This window comes from Streptomyces zaomyceticus (genome assembly GCF_014656215.1).
GTDB lineage: Bacteria > Actinomycetota > Actinomycetes > Streptomycetales > Streptomycetaceae > Streptomyces > Streptomyces zaomyceticus.
Genome location: NZ_BNBZ01000002.1, coordinates 219,403 through 237,044 on the forward strand (window position 1 = coordinate 219,403; position 17,642 = coordinate 237,044).

General features: G+C 71.8%; 15 protein-coding genes. 11 read left to right on the forward strand and 4 right to left on the reverse strand.

Annotation, left to right across the window (positions count from 1 at the left end; all coding sequences use genetic code 11):
- The first annotated feature begins 182 nt into the window (after window positions 1–182).
- The 4 genes from IE311_RS03830 to IE311_RS03845 all read left to right on the forward strand — a co-directional run bounded on the left by IE311_RS03830 (window position 183) and on the right by IE311_RS03845 (window position 3,101).
- Window positions 183–671: a DUF1269 domain-containing protein gene (locus IE311_RS03830; protein ID WP_189830081.1), complete on the forward strand. Its 489-nt coding sequence runs from the start codon at window positions 183–185 to the stop codon at window positions 669–671.
- A 61-nt stretch (window positions 672–732) separates the two neighbouring features.
- Window positions 733–1,827, forward strand: coding sequence for a baeRF3 domain-containing protein (locus IE311_RS03835; protein WP_189830082.1), 1,095 nt, complete (start codon window positions 733–735; stop codon window positions 1,825–1,827).
- A gap of 112 nt (window positions 1,828–1,939) precedes the next feature.
- Window positions 1,940–2,581, forward strand: coding sequence for an FxLYD domain-containing protein (locus tag IE311_RS03840; RefSeq protein ID WP_189830083.1), 642 nt, complete (start codon window positions 1,940–1,942; stop codon window positions 2,579–2,581).
- Window positions 2,582–2,597: 16 nt separating this feature from the next.
- Window positions 2,598–3,101 (forward strand): DUF1269 domain-containing protein, encoded by a 504-nt coding sequence (locus tag IE311_RS03845; protein WP_189830084.1) that lies wholly within the window; start codon window positions 2,598–2,600, stop codon window positions 3,099–3,101.
- 89 nt (window positions 3,102–3,190) lie between these two features.
- On the opposite strand, the gene IE311_RS03850 is transcribed toward IE311_RS03845, so the two are convergent.
- Window positions 3,191–4,453: an arginine deiminase gene (locus IE311_RS03850; protein WP_189830085.1), complete on the reverse strand. Its 1,263-nt coding sequence runs from the start codon at window positions 4,451–4,453 to the stop codon at window positions 3,191–3,193.
- Window positions 4,454–4,577: 124 nt separating this feature from the next.
- Entirely contained in the window at window positions 4,578–6,038 is a 1,461-nt protein-coding gene (locus tag IE311_RS03855; RefSeq protein WP_189830086.1) for a basic amino acid/polyamine antiporter, read from the reverse strand.
- A 385-nt stretch (window positions 6,039–6,423) separates the two neighbouring features.
- Here IE311_RS03855 and IE311_RS03860 point away from each other — a divergent pair, with 385 nt between their 5' ends.
- The 3 genes from IE311_RS03860 to IE311_RS03870 all read left to right on the forward strand — a co-directional run bounded on the left by IE311_RS03860 (window position 6,424) and on the right by IE311_RS03870 (window position 10,158).
- Window positions 6,424–7,833, forward strand: coding sequence for a family 2B encapsulin nanocompartment shell protein (locus tag IE311_RS03860; RefSeq protein ID WP_189830087.1), 1,410 nt, complete (start codon window positions 6,424–6,426; stop codon window positions 7,831–7,833).
- Window positions 7,834–7,959: 126 nt separating this feature from the next.
- Window positions 7,960–9,258 carry a family 2 encapsulin nanocompartment cargo protein terpene cyclase gene (locus IE311_RS03865; RefSeq protein ID WP_189830088.1) on the forward strand — a complete coding sequence of 433 codons (1,299 nt, stop codon included), beginning with the start codon at window positions 7,960–7,962 and terminating at the stop codon, window positions 9,256–9,258.
- Between the two features lie 3 nt (window positions 9,259–9,261).
- Entirely contained in the window at window positions 9,262–10,158 is an 897-nt protein-coding gene (locus IE311_RS03870; RefSeq protein WP_189830089.1) for a geranyl diphosphate 2-C-methyltransferase, read from the forward strand.
- Window positions 10,159–10,202: 44 nt separating this feature from the next.
- On the opposite strand, the gene IE311_RS03875 is transcribed toward IE311_RS03870, so the two are convergent.
- Window positions 10,203–11,204: an adenosine kinase gene (locus IE311_RS03875; RefSeq protein WP_189830090.1), complete on the reverse strand. Its 1,002-nt coding sequence runs from the start codon at window positions 11,202–11,204 to the stop codon at window positions 10,203–10,205.
- A gap of 284 nt (window positions 11,205–11,488) precedes the next feature.
- Here IE311_RS03875 and IE311_RS03880 point away from each other — a divergent pair, with 284 nt between their 5' ends.
- The 4 genes from IE311_RS03880 (at window position 11,489) to IE311_RS03895 (ending at window position 16,269) form a co-directional block, all read left to right on the forward strand.
- Window positions 11,489–12,625 carry a S1 family peptidase gene (locus IE311_RS03880; RefSeq protein WP_189830091.1) on the forward strand — a complete coding sequence of 379 codons (1,137 nt, stop codon included), beginning with the start codon at window positions 11,489–11,491 and terminating at the stop codon, window positions 12,623–12,625.
- A 271-nt stretch (window positions 12,626–12,896) separates the two neighbouring features.
- Window positions 12,897–13,772, forward strand: a complete 876-nt coding sequence (locus IE311_RS03885) for a LysR family transcriptional regulator (RefSeq protein WP_189830092.1) — start codon at window positions 12,897–12,899, stop codon at window positions 13,770–13,772.
- A gap of 112 nt (window positions 13,773–13,884) precedes the next feature.
- On the forward strand, window positions 13,885–14,961 hold the full coding sequence (locus tag IE311_RS03890; protein ID WP_189830093.1) for a chitinase: 1,077 nt from the start codon (window positions 13,885–13,887) through the stop codon (window positions 14,959–14,961).
- 354 nt (window positions 14,962–15,315) lie between these two features.
- Complete coding sequence (locus IE311_RS03895) at window positions 15,316–16,269, forward strand: DUF1684 domain-containing protein (RefSeq protein ID WP_189830094.1); 954 nt, start codon at window positions 15,316–15,318, stop codon at window positions 16,267–16,269.
- Here the strand turns inward: IE311_RS03895 and IE311_RS03900 are convergent.
- Window positions 16,259–17,548: an amidohydrolase gene (locus tag IE311_RS03900; protein ID WP_229901704.1), complete on the reverse strand. Its 1,290-nt coding sequence runs from the start codon at window positions 17,546–17,548 to the stop codon at window positions 16,259–16,261. The two genes, IE311_RS03895 and IE311_RS03900, sit on opposite strands and share 11 nt — an antisense overlap.
- Window positions 17,549–17,642: the final 94 nt, after the last annotated feature.

The following is a 17,642-nucleotide window of genomic DNA, read 5'->3' on the forward strand; positions in this document are numbered from 1 at the left end:
CGGAGCCCGCCACGGCGGGCCCCGCGCACGGGGCACGCCGTCCGTGCGCCCATTGAGGGGACCACCGATTCGCGACCCGGTATATATCGGGACAAGATGACATTCCATGGCCCCGGAGAGGCCGTCCGGGACTCTCCGCAGGAAGGGAGACCTCGAGGTGTCCCTTCTCCGAGGAGGCGGGAATGGCTGAGCTGATCGTCATCGGATACGACGACCCCCGGGTCGCCGAGCAGGCGTTCGCGACGGTGCAGGATCTGCAACGGGACTACGTCGTGCACCTGAACGGCCTCGCGGTCGTCTCCGTGGACGCCGAGGGCCGGACGCATGTCGACACCAGCAGCCGCGTCGTCGGCGTCTCCGCCGCCTCCGGGGCCCTGTGGGGAGCGATCTTCGGCATCCTCTTCCTGCTGCCCGGCGTCGGACTCCTTACCGGGGCGGCCCTCGGCGGCCTCGTCGGCAAGCTCAGCAAATCCGGCGTCGACGACCGCTTCCGCCAGCAGGTGGAGGACCTCCTCACACCCGGTTCGGCCGCCGTCGTGATCATGGCCTCGAAGGTCACCGAGGACAAGTTCACCCTGGCCATGCAGCCGCACGGCGGCACCGTCCTCAAGACCTCGCTCAGCGACGAGGACGAGAAGGAGCTGGCCGAGCAGCTCGCCGGCCCCCAGTAGCCGGCCCCCCACCAGCGGCCCGTCCCGCCGCACCGCAGGAATCCGCCAGGAAGGCTTCTCCATGGACCCCGCACTCAGCAGCGACGTGCTCGCGAAGCTGCGACAGCCCCGCCCGTACCCCGCCGTCTCCCTCGTGATGCCCACACACCGCCGCGAACCCGACAACGCCCAGGACCCCGTGCGCCTCCGCAACCTCGTGGCCGGGGCGGAGAAGGCCCTCCAGGACGATCCGGCGGTGACCCGCGAGCGGCGGGACGACGTCCTGGACCAGTTGCGCCGCGCGGTGTCCGAGATCGACCTCGCGCACGCCGAGGACGGCCTGGTGATCTTCGTCGCCGCGGGGGAGCACTATGTGTGGACGGTCGCCAGGACGGTGCCGGAACGCATCGTCCTCGCCGACACCTTCCTCACCCGGAACCTCGTCGCCGCCCACGCCGCCGAGCAGCCCTCCTGGGCGCTCGCGGTCTCGGCCGACCGGGTCTCGCTGTGGAGCGGCAGCCCCGAACGGGTCGTCGAACACACCGGGGACGGCTTCCCCCTCACGCGCAGCCTCGAAGACCCCGACGCGGAGCGCAAGGAACGCGTCGGCGACCTGCCCAGCACCTTCCAGGACGAGGCCACCCGCCAGTTCCTGCGCGAGGCGCACACCGCCCTGCGCACCGTCCTCGCCTCCGAGCCGCGCCCGCTGTACGTGATCGGAGAGCCCGCCGCCCTCGCCCTCCTGGAGGAGACCGGCCCGCTCCGGCAGGGCTCGACACCCGTCCACCGTGGAGGGCTCGCGCGGGGCCCGGCCGCGGCCGTGCGGGAGGCCGTCGAGCCCGCCCGGACCGCCCGCGAGGCCGCGGCGGCGACCACCGTCCTGGCCGAGCTCGACGCCGCCCGCGGGCGCCGTGAGTTCGCCGGCGGCATCGACGAGGTCTGGCAGGCGGTGAAGGAGGGCCGGGTCCGGCTGCTCGCGGTCGAGGACCACTACCGGACCGTCGTACGGGACGTGGGCGGCCACCTGGAACCCGCGGAGCCCTCCGAGGCCGAGTCGCGGGACGACATGGTCGACGAGATCGTCGAGCGGGCCCTCGACACCGGGGCCGAGGTCCAGTTCGTCCGCGACGACGCACTCCTCGACATGGACCGCATCGCGGGTGTCCTGCGCTACTGACACGACCCACGACCCACGACCCACGACCCACGCCCCACGACCCACGGCCCGCGACGCACATCCGCGACCGACGACCACGACCGCACCACAGAGACGGAAGAGGACACATCCTGTGAACCCCACATCGGCGCGGACGAGGAGGCCGGTCCGCACACGGGCCGTGAGCGCGGCCGCCGCCGTCGTCCTCACCGCTCTCGGCGCGACGGCCCTCGTGTCCTGCGACACCGGGAACGACGACACCGGCGCCCCCACCTTCAGCGAACGCCCCACGGCCCCCGACGCGTCCGGCTTCACGGGCGAACTCCCCTCCTCCGTCGCCTCGTCGGCGGCCGCGGTCGTCGAATCCGCCCGCGCCTCCGCCTCCTCCGCGGCCGCCTCGGCGTCCGCGCGGGAGGCCGAGCGCAAGGCGTCGATCGGGGCGGAGATCGAGCGCTCGCGCCAACAGGCCGAGGACGTCCTGAAGGGCGTGCAGGGCCAGGGCAACGCGAGGGGTGACGTCGCGATGACCGGTAAACCCCGGGCCGACACCGGAGGCGTGCTGGCCGTGGTCCTCACCATCACCAACAACACGGACGAGGACGCCTCCTACGCCGTCCAGGTCGACTTCCTCGACCCCTCGGGCAAGGTCGTCGAGACGCAGTACGTCGGCGTCGAGGACCTCGAACCGGGCAAGCGCGAACAGCCCTTGGTCATCAGCAGACAGCCTCCCGAGCCGGTGCTCACCCCGAGGCTCACCAAGGCGCAGCGGTACTGAAAAGGAGGAGAGCGGTATGTCCGAACTCATCGTCATCGGCTACGAGGATCGCGCCGTCGCGAACAGAGCCTTCGCCGCGGTGCAGAAGCTCGAGGACAACCATGTCGTCGAACTGACCGGCATCGCCATCGTCTCGGTGGACGCCGACGGCGAGACCCATGTGGACACCCCGGCCCGGAGAGAGGGCAGGGTCGCCCTCTCGGCCACCGCCGGCGCCCTCTGGGGCATGGTCTTCGGCATGATCATCCTCACCCCGGGGATCGGCGTGGTGGGCGCGGCCGTCGGCGGCCTCATCGGCAAGCTGAGCCAGATGGGCGTCGACAACAAGTTCCGCGACAAGGTCCGGTCGTTGCTCGCCCCCGGCTCGTCGGCCGTCGTGATCATGGCCTCGAAGGTCACCGAGGACAGGTTCGCCGCCGCCATGGAGGAGTTCGGCGGCACCGTGCTCAAGACCTCGCTTCCCGAGGAGAGCGAGCGGGAGCTCGCCGAGCAGCTGGCGGGCGCGGACTCCACGGACTGAGCGGGCTCCACGGACCGATCCGGGCGACCCGTACACATCGAACCGGCCCCCCCGTGACGGGGGGGCCGGTTCGATGTGTACGCGAGGGCTCAGAACTCGACCGCGTCGCGGATCAGCGGGCAGGTCATGCAGTGGCCGCCGCCGCGGCCCCGGCCGAGCTCGGCGCCGACGATGGTGACGACCTCGACGCCCGCCTTGCGCAGCAGCGTGTTGGTCTGGGTGTTCCGGTCGTACGTGAAGACGACGCCGGGCTCCAGGGCGACGGCGTTGTTGCCGCTGTCCCACTGCTGCCGCTCGGAGGCGTACACGTCGCCGCCGGTCTCGATTACCCGGAGCTTCGGCAGGCCGAGGCTCTTGGCGACCACGTCCACGAACGGAGTGCCGCCCTCGTCGGTGATCTCGACCCCGGGGGCCTTGTCGCCGGGCCGCAGCGTGAAGGTGTGGACCGCGTCCATGATCTTCGGGTAGAGCGTGACGATGTCGCGGTCGGCGAAGGTGAAGACGGTGTCCAGGTGCATGGCGGAGCGCAGCTTCGGCATGCCCGCGACGACGACCCGCTCGGCGGCGCCCTGCCTGAACAGGGAGGCCGCGACCTGGGTGATGGCCTGCCGGGAGGTGCGTTCGCTCATGCCCATCAGGACGACGCCGTTGCCGACGGGCATGATGTCGCCGCCCTCGAAGGTGGCCTGGCCCCAGTCCTGTTCCGGGTCGCCCCACCAGACCGTGGCGTCCCGGTAGTCGGGGTGGAAGCCGTAGATCGCCTTCATGAGGAGGGTCTCGCCGTGCCGGGCGGGCCAGTACAGCGGGTTCAGGGTGACGCCGCCGTACAGCCAGCAGGTGGTGTCGCGGGTGTAGAGCGTGTTCGGCAGCGGGGGCATCAGGTACTCGCGTGCCCCGGTGGCCTCGCGGGCGAGGGCGACGTACCCCGAGCGGAACTCCTCGGGCAGGTCGGCCGTCGAGAGACCGCCGATGAGGTACTCGGCCAGGTCGCGCGGTGCCAGGGCGTCCAGGAAGGCACGGGTGTCCTCGATGAGGCCGAGGCCGACCTCGTTGGCGACGATCTTCCGGTCGAGGAGCCACGCCCGCGCCTCGGGGATCGCCATGGTCTCGCCGAGCAGCTCGTGCAGCTCCACGACCTCGACGCCCCGCTGGGTCAGCTTGTTGACGAAGTCGGCGTGGTCGCGCTGCGCGTTCTCCACCCACATCACGTCGTCGAAGAGCAGGTCGTCCGAATTGGTCGGGGTCAGCCGGCGGTGGGCGAGCCCCGGGGCGCAGACAAGGACCTTGCGGAGCCGTCCGACCTCGGAGTACACGCCGAGCGCGGGCTCGACGGAAGCGTCGTTGCTGGTCATGCGGGGCCTTTCGGTGCGGAGGGCGAAGGGGCGGGGGAGGGGGAGCGGAGCGGCTCGGGGCCGGTCGGGAGCGCCGGACGGGGAGGGCTTCGAGGGCCGACCGGGAGCGCCGGACGGGGAGGGCTCAGAGGCTGATCCAGCCGGCCGCGAGCGCCACGATCCCCATGACGGCGCCGGCGATCGAGACCACGAGGATCACCAGCTCGCGCGGGGAGAAGAGCCGCCTGCCCTGTTCTCGCCGCGCCTTGACGAACAGGAAGGTCGCGGGCGCGTAGATGATGAACGAGACCAGGACGAACTTGAGCCCGGCCGCGAACAGCAGAAACGCCGTGTACACGGTGGCGAGGACGCCGAAGGCCAGCTCCCGCCGGGTGCTCTCGCCCGTGACGTTCTCCCGCGCGGGTCTCAGGGCGATCTTCACCGCGAAAGCGGCGGCGAGCAGGAACGGGATGAGGCTCAGCGCGCTGGTCAGGTCGAGGGCGAAGTTGAAGGCGTCGTCGGAGAAGGCCGTGACGACCAGGACGATCTGGCTGAGGGCCGTGGTCATCAGCAGGGCCGGGACGGGGACGTCGTCGCCGGTGGAGCGCCCCAGGAACCGCGGCATGTCGTCGTCCTTGGCCGCCACGAAGAGCACCTCGGCGGCCATCAGGGTCCAGGCGAGGTAGGCGCCGAGGACGGAGATGATGAGACCGACGCTGACGAAGACCTTGCCCCAGGTGCCGACGGCGGCCTCGAGGACGCCCGCCATGGAGGGCTGGCGCAGCTCGGCGATCTCGCTCATCGGGAGGATCCCGTACGACACGATGGTCACCGAGGCGAAGACGGCGAAGACGCTGAGGAAGCCCAGGATCGTGGCCCGGCCCACGTCCTCGCGGCGCTTGGCGTGCCGGGAGTAGACGCTGGCGCCCTCGACGCCGAGGAAGACGAAGACGGTGGCGAGCATGGTGCCGCGGACCTGGTTGAAGAGTGAGCCCGCGTAGTCGGCGCCGCCCCAGTTGTCGGCGAAGACGGACGCGTCGAAGCAGAAGAGGGCCAGGATGACGAAGACGATGATGGGCACGACCTTGGCCACGGTCACGATCCGGTTGATCGCGGCGGCCTCCTTCACCCCGCGCCGGATGAGCAGGAAGAAGGCCCACAGTCCGGCGGAGGAAAGGATGATCGAGAGCGCGGTGTCGCCGTCGCCGAGCGCCGGGGCGATCGCGCCGATCGTGGACATGATGAGCACCCAGTACGTCACGTTGCCGACGCAGGCGCTCGCCCAGTAGCCGAAGGCGGAGAAGAAGCCGAGGTACTCGCCGAAACCGGCCTTGGCGTACGCGTAGACACCGGCGTCCAGGTCCGGGCGGCGTACCGCGAGGGTCTGGAAGACGAACGCGAGCATCAGCATGCCGAAGCCGGCGATCGCCCAGGCGATCAGCGCTCCCGCGACACCTGTCTCCTGTGCGAACCGCCGGGGCAGCGAGAACACGCCGGCGCCCACCATGGATCCGACGACCATCGCGGTGAGGGTGACGAGGGTCAGTTTGGCCGCGGGCGGTGCCCCGGCCGTGGCGGCGTCCTTACCGGTATCGGCGTTCGACATTGACCTACCTCGGCTGCGACTCGGTGGGGTCCTCGGGCGACACGGCACCCCCAGCGGAATCTAACCGGAATCTGACGGTTTGTCGCATTGGTGAAAGGGCTTCGTCCCGTGGGGTCGTCGCTCTCGGCGTCCTGCGGCCATGGGCTCTCGGCCAGGTCGACCGAATACCGTCCTCAGCCCGCTTAAACCTCGTACGAACCAAGATCGCCGTTTCGAGGTAATGCCTCCGGTCCGATGGGGTGCGCCGGGTCTACCGGCCGTTACTGTTCCCCGGGATCTGGACGGATTCCCAGAGATTCCTCCTCCCTTTTCCTCTTTCTCCTCTTTCACCGACCGATGCACCCGTGCGCCGGTCACCACCCCCCTGCGAAGGAGAGCCCGCCCCATGACCGTAGACACGAGCCCGGACGCACAGCTGGACCAGCCGAAGCAGTCCAGCCTGAGCACCGCGGCTGCCCGGAACCTCGCCACCACCACCAAGTCCGCCCCGCAGATGCAGGAGATCAGCTCCCGCTGGCTGCTGCGGATGCTCCCCTGGGTGGAGACCAAGGGCGGTGCCTACCGGGTGAACCGCCGGCTGAGCTACACCGTCGGCGACGGGCGCATCGAGTTCGTCCAGGACGGTGCCCACGTCCGGGTGATCCCCCGTGAGCTCGGCGAACTCGCACTGCTGCGGGGCTACGAGGACGAGGAGGTGCTGAACGCGCTGGCCGGGCGGTGCGTCCAGCGCGACTTCAGCGCCGGCGAGGTGCTGGTGGAGCGCGGCACCCCCGCCGGGGAGATCCACCTGGTCGCGCACGGCCGGATCAACCAGATCTCCCTCGGCAAGTACGGTGACGACGTGGCCGTCGCGGTGCTCGCCGACGGCGACCGGTTCGGTGAGAACGCCCTTCTGGACGCCGACGCCCGATGGGACTACACCGCCACCGCCGAGACCTCCGGCACCCTGCTCACCCTCTCGCGCGCCGAGTTCGCCGCCGTGATGGCCTCGGCGCCGGGCCTCCAGGCCCACATCGAGGCGTTCAGCTCGCTCCCGCTCCAGCGGCAGAACAAGCACGGCGAGGCCGAGATCGCGATGTCGGCCGGCCATGTCGGCGAGGTCGCCCTGCCGGGCGCCTTCGTCGACTACGAGCTCAAGCCGCGCGAGTACGAGCTCTCCGTCGCGCAGACCGTCCTCCGGGTCCACACCAGGGTCGCCGACCTCTACAACGGGCCAATGAACCAGACCGAGGAGCAGCTCAGGCTCACCATCGAGGCGCTGCGCGAGCGCCAGGAGCACGAGCTGATCAACAACCGTGAGTTCGGCCTCCTCCACAACGCCGACTTCAAGCAGCGGATCCAGACCCACTCGGGCCCGCCCACCCCGGACGACCTCGACGAGCTGCTCTGTCGCCGCCGCGGCACCAGGCTCCTGCTCGCCCACCCCAGGACGATCGCGGCCATCGGGCGCGAGTGGAACGCCCGCGGGCTCAACCCGGGCACCGTCGACCTCGACGGGCAGCAGGTCCTGAGCTGGCGCGGTGTCCCGCTGCTGCCCTGCAACAAGATCCCCATCACCAAGGAGAACACCAGCTCGATCCTCGCCATGCGTCTCGGCGAGGACAACCAGGGCGTCATCGGTCTGCGCCAGACCGGTCTGCCCGAGGAGTACGAGCCCGGTCTCTCGGTCCGGTTCATGGGCATCAGCGAGCAGGCGATCATGTCGTACCTCGTCACCACGTACTACTCCGCCGCCATCCTCGTACCCAACGCGCTGGGCGTGCTCGAGAACGTGGAGATCGCCCGTAGGCACTAGGCCGTCTCTTCCGGATCCTGCCTGACCCACGGCCGCCGCGGCGGCCACGAAGAGACCGGAACCTCCCGGGCCGGCCGAGCGTGCCCGGGACCCCGGACGGCCCACCCCCTCACCGAGGAGTCACGGATGCCCGAACCCGGGCTCTCCCCTCTGCAGTCGAGCCTGCCCACCGCCGCCGCCCACTTCGGGACCCATGTCCTGGCCCGGGCCGCGGCCCCCGCCGCCACCTCCCCGGCCGCCGGGGTCGGAACGGCCGTCGTGGCCGCGCCGCCGCACGCCGACGTCGTGGCCACGCCGCCGCACGCCGACGTCGTGGCCGCGCCGCCCCGCCCCGACCCCGGATGGATCCCTCGCGGTCCCACCGGTCTCGGCACGGCGGCCCTGTCCCTGGCCCGGCGCGAGGAGGTCCCCGCCACGCCGGAACCTACGGCGCCCGCCCCGGTGGAGGGCCGGCCGATCCCCGGCCTCTACTTCCACCCGGTCCCCGAACCCGACCCCGTGCGGGTCGACGAGGTCAGCCGAAGGATCAAGTCCTGGGCGCTCGACGAGGTCCAGCTGTACCCCGAGGACTGGGAGGGCGAGTTCGACGGCTTCTCCGTCGGGCGCTACATGGTGGCCTGCCACCCGGACGCGCCGACCGTCGAGCACCTGATGCTCGCGACGCGTCTGATGGTCGCCGAGAACGCCGTGGACGACTGCTACTGCGAGAACCACGGCGGATCACCCGTCGGCCTCGGCGGCCGCCTCCTCCTCGCCCACACCGCCCTCGACCCGCTGCACACGACGAAGGAGTACGCGCCGCAGTGGGCGGAGTCGCTCCACGCGGACGCCCCGCGGCGCGCCTACCGCTCCGCCATGGAGTACTTCGTCGGCCAGGCCACCCCCTCCCAGGCCGACCGGTTCCGGCACGACATGGCCCGGCTGCACATGGGCTACCTCGCCGAGGCCGCCTGGACCGAGACGGACCACGTGCCGGAGGTCTGGGAGTACCTGGCGATGCGGCAGTTCAACAACTTCCGCCCCTGCCCGACCATCACCGACACCGTCGGCGGCTACGAACTCCCGGCGGACCTGCACGCCCAGCCGGCCATGCAGCGCGTCCTCGCGCTCGCCGGGAACGCCACCACCATCGTGAACGACCTCTACTCGTACACGAAGGAACTCGCCACCCCCGGCAAACACCTCAACCTGCCCGTGGTGCTCGCCGAGCGGGAGGGCGTATCCGACCGCGAGGGCTATCTGAAGGCGGTCGAGGTCCACAACGACCTGATGCGTGACTTCGAGGCCGAGGCCGCGGCCCTCGCCGCCGCCTGCCCCGTCCCGACCGTGCTCCGCTTCCTCAAGGGAGTGGCCGTGTGGGTCGACGGCAACCACTACTGGCACCAGACCAACACCTATCGCTACAGCCTGCCCGATTTCTGGTAAGAAATGGAATTATCTGTGACCAGCACCGAGTTCACCACCCTCAACGGCACCTCCGCGTTCGTCCCGTCCCCGGCGACGCCGTACCAGGGCGACATCGCCCGCTACTGGAACGACGAGGCCAGGCCGGTGAACCTGCGCCTGGGTGACGTCGACGGGCTCTACCACCACCACTACGGCATCGGCGACGTCGACCACGCGGCCCTCGGCAGCACCGAGGACAGCGCGTACGAGAAGAAGCTGATCGCGGAGCTGCACCGGCTGGAGTCCGCGCAGGCCGAGGTCCTCCTGGACAACCTGGGAGCCATCGGGCGGGAGGACACGCTCGTGGACGCCGGCTGCGGTCGCGGCGGTTCGAGCGTCATGGCCCACCAGCGCTTCGGCTGCAAGGTCGAGGGAGTCACCCTCTCCTCCACGCAGGCCGACTTCGGCAACAGGCGCGCGAAGGAACTCGGCATCGACGACCACGTCCACGCCCAGGTGTGCAACATGCTGGACACCCCGTTCGAGAAGGGCAGCATCGCCGCCTCGTGGAACAACGAGTCGAGCATGTACGTCGACCTCGACGACCTCTTCGCCGAGCACTCCCGCTTCCTCAAGGTCGGCGGCCGCTACGTGACCATCACCGGCTGCTGGAACCCGCGTTACGGCCAGCCCTCGAAGTGGGTCTCCCAGATCAACGCCCACTTCGAGTGCAACATCCACTCGCGTCGCGAGTACCTCCGTGCGATGGCCGACAACCGTCTCGTGCCGCAGGCCGTCATCGACCTCACGCCCGACACCCTGCCCTACTGGGAGCTGCGCGCCACCTCGTCCCTGGTCACCGGTATCGAGGAGGCGTTCATCAACTCCTACAAGGACGGTTCCTTCCAGTACGTGCTGATCGCGGCCGACCGCGTCTGATCCGCCCGCACACGTCCGACGGCTGACGTCCGACGGCCGACAGGTCAGGGCCGTGGGTCCGCGGCCGGTGGCCGGGCAAGGGGCCGGGTCCGTCGTACGACGGACCCGGCCCTCTCGGCTTCGCCGCCGGGCGCCGGGGAGCCCGTGAGTGCGGCGACCTCGTCGAGGAGCCCGGCGCGGTCGATGGCGTCGCTCCCGGTGGCGGGCACGGTGCACGCGTACGCTCCGGCCACCGCGCCGTACAGGGCGCAGCGGTCGAGGCTCTCTCCGGTCAGCCGGCCGAAGAGGAAGCCGGCGGCGAAGGCGTCGCCCGCGCCGTTGGAGTCGATGACCGGTGCGCGGGGCGCGACGGCCGGGACATGGACGAGCCCGTCGCCGGTCAGTACGTACGCGCCCTCGGCTCCCGCGGTGGCGACGACGATCTCGGCCCGGCCCCGCTCCAGGATCAGCCGCATGGTCCGCTCCGGGTCCGGCAGGGCCGTCGTCGAGACGAAGACGATGTCCGAGCCGAGGGCGAAGGGCTCGTGGTAGGGGTTCTCGCCGTCCCAGTCGTGGAGGTCCGTGGAGATGCCGAGGCCCGCCTCGCGCAGCAGCGGGAGGGTGAACGCGCAGGGGTACGTGAGGGAGACATGCGCGTGGCGACTCGCCGACGCAAGGGAGCGGACCACTTCCTCGGGCAGCCGGTCGGACTCCCGGGAGCGGCTGTCGTCGTAGAGCGAGAGCCGTCGGCCGTCGGGTCCGACGAGATTGACGGCCCGCTTCGTCCCGCCGGGCAGGGGCACTTCGGTGAAGTCGATGCCCCGGTCGCGGTGGAAGGCCCTGACGAGGTCGCCGGAGGGGTCGTCGCCGATCATGTCGAGGTGGTGCGTCCGCAGGCCGAGGGTGCTCAGGCCCAGGGTCACGAAGTCGCCGGTCTGCCCGGCGCGGGTCTCGATGCCGGGCCGGATCATGTAGCTGTCCGCGTACGGCAGGGGGAGCTCGGGCACGTACACGATCGTGTCGACGCCCGATCCTCCCAGGACGAGGACGTCGTACCTGCTGCTCATCGATGTGCCTCTCCTGCGCGAAAGAGGGCGGCCGGCCGCTGAGCGGTGGGCCGGCAACTGCCTGTGGCCGCTGGTGAGTCAAGCAGCCGCCGACGCTATCGGCAAGATCTTGCAAAGCATTGCAGCAAGTGATTGCGCCAAGTGATTGCGGCGGGATGGGCCTCTCGATCCTCCGGCCGAAAATGCGTGCATGGTATGGACCTGACAAGCAAGGTCTCGCTAACGTGACTGCCGCACTCGCTTGAGAGCGCTCTCAGCGCCTGCTCCCCCACTAGGAGGCACCTGTGAAACGCACTTCCGCCCTGCGCGCCGCCGTCGCGGCCCTCTTGCTCACCGTCGGACTCGGAGCCGCCCACGCGGCCCCCGCGAGTGCGGTCCCCGCCGCCCCCGCCGCCTCCGAGGGGCTCCTCGACGCGATGAGGCAGGACTTCGGCCTCACCGCACAGCAGGCCGAGGAGCGGCTCGCGGCCGAACGAGCGGCGGCCCGCGTGGAGTCCGAGGCGAAGAAGACGGCGGGCGGCTCCTACGGCGGCGCCTGGTTCGACGCGCGTACCGGACGGCTCGTCGTCGCCCTCACCGACCGCGACGAGGAGGCGGACGTCAGGGCACTGGGCGCCGACATCCGGCTCGTCCGCCACACCGCCCGCGAACTCGACCGCACCAAGGCCCGGCTCGACACCGGCACCGCCCCCGCCGGCGTCGCCGGCTGGCACGTCGACTCCCGCTCCAACAGCGTCGTCGTCACCGTCGTCCGCGCCGACCGCAACGCGCCCGCCGTGCGCGCCTTCGTCGAGCGGGCGCGCGAGGCGGGCCCCGTCACCGTCGCCGAAACGGCGACCGCACCCCGTACGTACGCCGCCGGAACCGTCGGCGGAGACCCGTACTACACCGGCAACGTCCGCTGTTCCATAGGCTTCTCCGTGCACGGCGGCTTCGTCACCGCCGGGCACTGCGGCCAGGCCGGAGCGGCCGTCCGGGGCTGGGACGGTTCCGCCATGGGCACCTTCCAGGGCTCCTCGTTCCCCGGCAACGACTACGCGTACGTGAGCATCCACAGCGGCTGGTGGACGGTCCCGGTCGTGCTGGGCTGGGGAGCGGTGCCGGACCGCCTCGTGCGCGGCTCCGCCGAGGCCCCGGTCGGCGCGTCGATCTGCCGCTCCGGCTCCACGACCAAGTGGCACTGCGGCACGGTCCTGGCCAAGAACGAGACCGTGAACTACAGCCAGGGCGCCGTGCAGCAGATGACGAAGACGAGCGTGTGCGCGGAGGGCGGCGACTCCGGCGGCGCCTTCATCAGCGGTGACCAGGCCCAGGGTGTCACCTCCGGCGGCTGGGGCAACTGCTCCTCCGGCGGCGAGACCTGGTTCCAGCCCGTCAACGAGATCCTCGGCCGCTACGGGCTGACGCTGCACACGGCCTGATTTCGCACCTGGGCCGGTCCCTCGTACGGACCGGTCCCTCAATCGGCCCGACGGCCGAAGCTGTCGACACCCGGCGTGAGAACCGTGAGCGGTTCCGCGGTCGCGCCGGGTGCCGCACCGGAGGAACGCGACACCCCGGGCGGTACGGAGACCGGCCCGCCGGCGCTCACGGTCGTCGTACCGCCGTCCGGGGGCACAGCGGGCGGTTGTCCAGGACGGCGATCACCGCTCGTGACGAACGGGCCGTGCGAGGAACGAGAGAGACGGACTCATGGAGCTGCGCCGGCTGCGGTACTTCGTGGCCGTGGCCGAGGAGGGCGGCTTCGGGAAGGCCGCCGAACGCCTCGGCATCGTCCAGTCGGCGGTCAGCCAGCAGGTCCGTCGGCTCGAACACGAATGGGGTGTCGTGCTCTTCGAGCGCACCACCCGGCGGGTCGGCCTCTCCGGCGCGGGTGAACGGCTGTTGCCCGAGGCCCGGGCCGTCCTCGCGGCCGCCGAACAGGCCGCGCGGGTGGCCGCCGACATCACCGCGGGCGACGAAGGGATCCTGCGCCTCGCCGCCATCCACGGCCCGGGCGACCGCATCGACCGGGTCCTCGGTGAACTCGCCACCGGCGCACCGCGTCTGCAGGTGCGCCTGCACAGGCTGCCGGTCGCCCGTCGGCTGGCCGCGGTGCGCGCCGGAGAACTGGACGCGGCCCTGGTCCGGGCGGTGCCGAGCGCGCCCGGGCTCGAACTGCTCCCGCTGTGGAGCGATCCGCTGTACGTGGCACTGCCGGAGAGTCATCCGCTCGCGGCCGAGCGGGAGCTGCGCCTCGCACAGCTGGCCCGCCTCCCGCTGCGGGACAACCCCTGCTTCCACGAGCTGATCGCCGGCGCCCTGCGTGCCGCCGGGTCCCGCCCCGTCCAGGGACCTCCGTTCACCGATCTCCGCGCCACCCTCACGGCGATCGGCGCGGCGCGGGCGCCCTCGTGGACCCTCTTCTACGAGGTGCGCGGAGTGCCGCGGGTCCCTCGGGTGGCCGTCCGGCCGCTCACCGGCCTCGCCGTGACCACTTCGCTCGCCGTGCGGCCGGGTCCGCCGGGCCCCGTGCTGCGGCAACTGCTGCGCTCCCTGCGTGCCGTCGAGGGGGACGAGTCGAGGTAGCCCAACAGCCTTGTGTGCGAGGGAGGTTGACGAATGGTCTGGACCAACCTACGGTCTGCTGGAGCGCGCGCCATGCCCAGGACCATCCCCCCACGTCCCCAGGAGCACGCACATGCCAGGCTCTCGCATCGCCCGTGTCCTCGGAGCGGGTCTCGCCTCCCTGCTCGCGGCCGCCGCCTTCACCGCCCCCGCCACCGCCGCCCCGTCCGCCACCCCCTCCGCCGCCGCGGCGGACACCTGTGCGCCGAAGCCGAAGCCCGCCGGCAAAGTGCTCCAGGGGTACTGGGAGAACTGGGACGGCGCGGCCAACGGCGTCCACCCGCCCTTCGGCTGGGCGCCCATCGACGACCCCCGCTTCGCCGCCCACGGCTACAACGTCATCAACGCCGCCTTCCCGGTGATCCGCTCGGACGGGACGGTGCTCTGGGAGGACGGCATGGACAACACCGTCCGTGTCGGGACCCCCGCGCAGATGTGCAACGCCAAGGCGGCCGGAGCGACCCTCCTGCTGTCCATCGGTGGCGCCGCCGCCGGAATCGACCTCGGCTCCCGTGCCGTCGCCGACCGATTCGTCGAGACCGTCGTGCCCATCCTGAAGAAGTACAACTTCGACGGCATCGACATCGACATCGAGACCGGCCTGGTCGGCAGCGGCAGCATCGGCACCCTCTCCACGTCGCAGGCCAACCTCGTGCACATCATCGACGGCGTCCTCGCCCGGATGCCCGCGGGCTTCGGACTGACGATGGCGCCGGAGACCGCCTACGTCACGGGCGGCAGCGTGGCCTACGGGTCGATCTGGGGCGCGTACCTCCCGATCGTCAAGAAGTACGCCGACAACGGGCGACTGTGGTGGCTCAACATGCAGTACTACAACGGCAGCATGTACGGCTGCTCGGGCGACTCCTACTCCGCGGGCACCGTCGCCGGGTTCGTCGCGCAGACCGACTGCCTGAACAGGGGGCTCGTGATCCAGGGCACCACCATTCGGGTGCCGTACGACAAGCAGGTCCCCGGCCTGCCGGCCCAGCCGGGCGCGGGCGGTGGCCACATGGCGCCCTCGGCCGTCGCCCAGGCGTGGAACCACTACGGCGGGGCGCTCAAGGGCCTGATGACCTGGTCGGCGAACTGGGACGGGTCGAAGGGCTGGACCTTCGGGAACAACGTCAAGGCCCTCCAGGGCCGCTGAGCCGCGCACCCGGCCACGGTCGCGCGGCCGGAAGGAGCGTCCGCCGTGCCCCGGGCAGGGGATCCCGAACCGGGGATCTCTGGCCCGGGGCACGGCAGTTGTGCTTTGCTGACCCCATGACCCTGCTCGTGATGCGCCGCCACGTGGACTACGTGCGCGTCACGACCACGGCCTGTTCCGGCTGACCCCGAGGCCCTCGTCCCGGCAGCCGGCCGTCGCCCCGCGCGACCACCGAGCCCCCGTCACCCCGAGCCCCACCCTTCGACGCCCCCGTCCGGGCCCGTCGACACGGGCGCGAGCGGCCTCCCTCCCCAGCCGGCACATCGATGCGCGCACCCGATCCGAGGAGGACCGATGAGCTCCCGCAACGTCCCCGACGCCCCCGCCCACACCACATCCGACACCCACACCGCACCCGACACCCGCACGCCGTCCGACACGCACTCCACACCCGACGCCGACACCAAGACCGCGACCGGTACCGGAGCCCCCGGCGTTCCGGACCCGGCGGCCTTCGCCGCCGAGTGGGAGGACTGGCACCGCACCAAGGACGCCCGGCTCGCCTCCGAGCACGGCTTCCTCGCCATCACCGGACTGCACTGGCTCTCCGAGGAGCCGCAGCGCTTCCCCGACGTCCCCGGAGCCTGGTCGACCGGACCCGACGGCGTCACCGTCGCCCTCGACGAGGGGACGGAACTCGTCGTCGACGGCATCGCGGTCCGGGGACGGCACGGCTTCGGCGTCATCCCGGAGCGGGAGGGCGTCGACGCGGTCTGGGGAGACACCGTCATCGAGGTCGCCAAGCGCGGCGGCCACGACGTGGTCCGGCCGCGGCACCCCGACCACCCGCTGCGGGTCGACTTCGCCGGAACACCCGCCTACGCGCCCGATCCCCGATGGCTGGTCACCGGCCGGTACGAGGCCTTCGCCGAGCCGCGTCCGACCACCGTCGGCGCCAGCGTCGAGGGACTGCGGCACGTCTATGACGCACCGGGCCGGGTCGTCTTCCGTCTCGACGGCCGGGAGCTGAGCCTGACCGCCTTCAACGGGCACACGCCCGGCACCTTCACGGTGCTCTTCACCGACGCGACCTCGGGCGTCACCACCTACGCGGCCAACCGCAACCTGCGGGTCGAAGCGCCCGGACCCGACGGCGAGGTGGTGCTCGACTTCAACCGCGCCACCAACCTGCCCTGCGCGTACACCGACTTCGCGACCTGCCCGCTGCCGCCGGCCGAGAACCGGCTGCCCCTCGCGATCGAGGCCGGTGAGAAGATCCCGCACGAGCGCCGGCCGGTCACTCCGTGAGCGCCCGGCCCCGTCCGGCCGGCTCCGCACCCGGGGCGACGGCCAGCCGGTCGAGGGCCGCCGCCGTGAGGGACGTGATCGCGGCCGGCAGGGCCGTGCGCACGTCGGGCGCGAAGAGAGGGGAGTGGTTGGGCGGGAGGCGCCCGGCCGCGGCCGCCCACTGCCGGGGGCTCGCGGTCCCGACCATCCAGTAGACGAGCGGAACGTCCTTCTCTCCGTGGAGCGCCACGCCCGCGCCGCCGTACAGCGGGAAGTCCTCCGAAGCCATGGACGACGGCCAGTCGGCCACGCGCTCCGGGCCGTGCAGGGCGGTGTGGGCGTCGCGCACGGCCCTGGTCGCGGCCGGATCGCCCCACAGGGCCGGGGTGCGGGACACGGTCGTGATCCCGGGTTCGCGCGGGCAGGCGGAGGCGGCGCACTCGGCGCGGACGATCCGCTCCACCGCGGCGAGCGCGCGATCGAGGGAGGCGTCCGTGAGCGCCCGCAGCCCGATGCCCAACTCGGCCGTGTCCGGGACCACGTTGACCGCCGTGCCCGCCCGCAGGGTGCCGACGGTGAGGGTGAGCTGGTCGGCGGGGGCGCTCTCACGGGAGACGATCGTCTGGAGGCGGGTGATCACGGCCGCCGCCGTCACCACGGGGTCCACGGCGAGGTGGGGGGTTCCGGCGTGCCCGCCGCGCCCGTGCAGGACGACGTCCAGGGCGCTGCTCGCGGCGGTCAGCGGGCCGTACGGGGTGCCGTGCGCGACCATCCCGGCGGGCAGCGGTGCCGTGTGCTGGGCGAGGACGACGTCCGGGCGCCCGAAGCGTGCGTACAGTCCGTCCTCCAGCATGGCGCGGGCGCCCGTGAGCGTCTCCTCGGCCGGCTGGCCGAGGACGACGAGGGTGCCCCGCCAGTCGGCGGCCGTCCGGGCCAGCAGGTCCGCCGTTCCGGCGGCGGCGGCGAGGTGGAGGTCGTGGCCGCAGGCGTGCATGGCGCCGTTCCCGCTCGCGTACGGCAGTCCGGTCCGCTCCGTCAGGGGCAGCGCGTCCAGTTCGGCCCGTACGTAGACCCGGGGCCCCTCGCCGTTGCGCAGGACACCGGCCACACCGTGGCCGCCGATGCCGCGGGTGACCTCCAGGCCCAGGGCGGCGAGCCGGTCCGCGAACAGCGCGGCCGTGCGGCGCTCCTCGCCGGACACCTCCGGTGAGCGGTGGACGTCCAGGTAGAGGGTGAGGGCGGGACGCACCGCCTGCCCGGCGGACGCGAGGGCGGGACGGAGGGGTTTGGACCGGTTCACACGGGGCTCCGGGGGAGTGGGCGGGCCGCTGGCGTCGCGTGCCAGCGATGTGCGTGCGGGAGACATGCCGAACGGTGAGCGGGGAGCGGTGGAA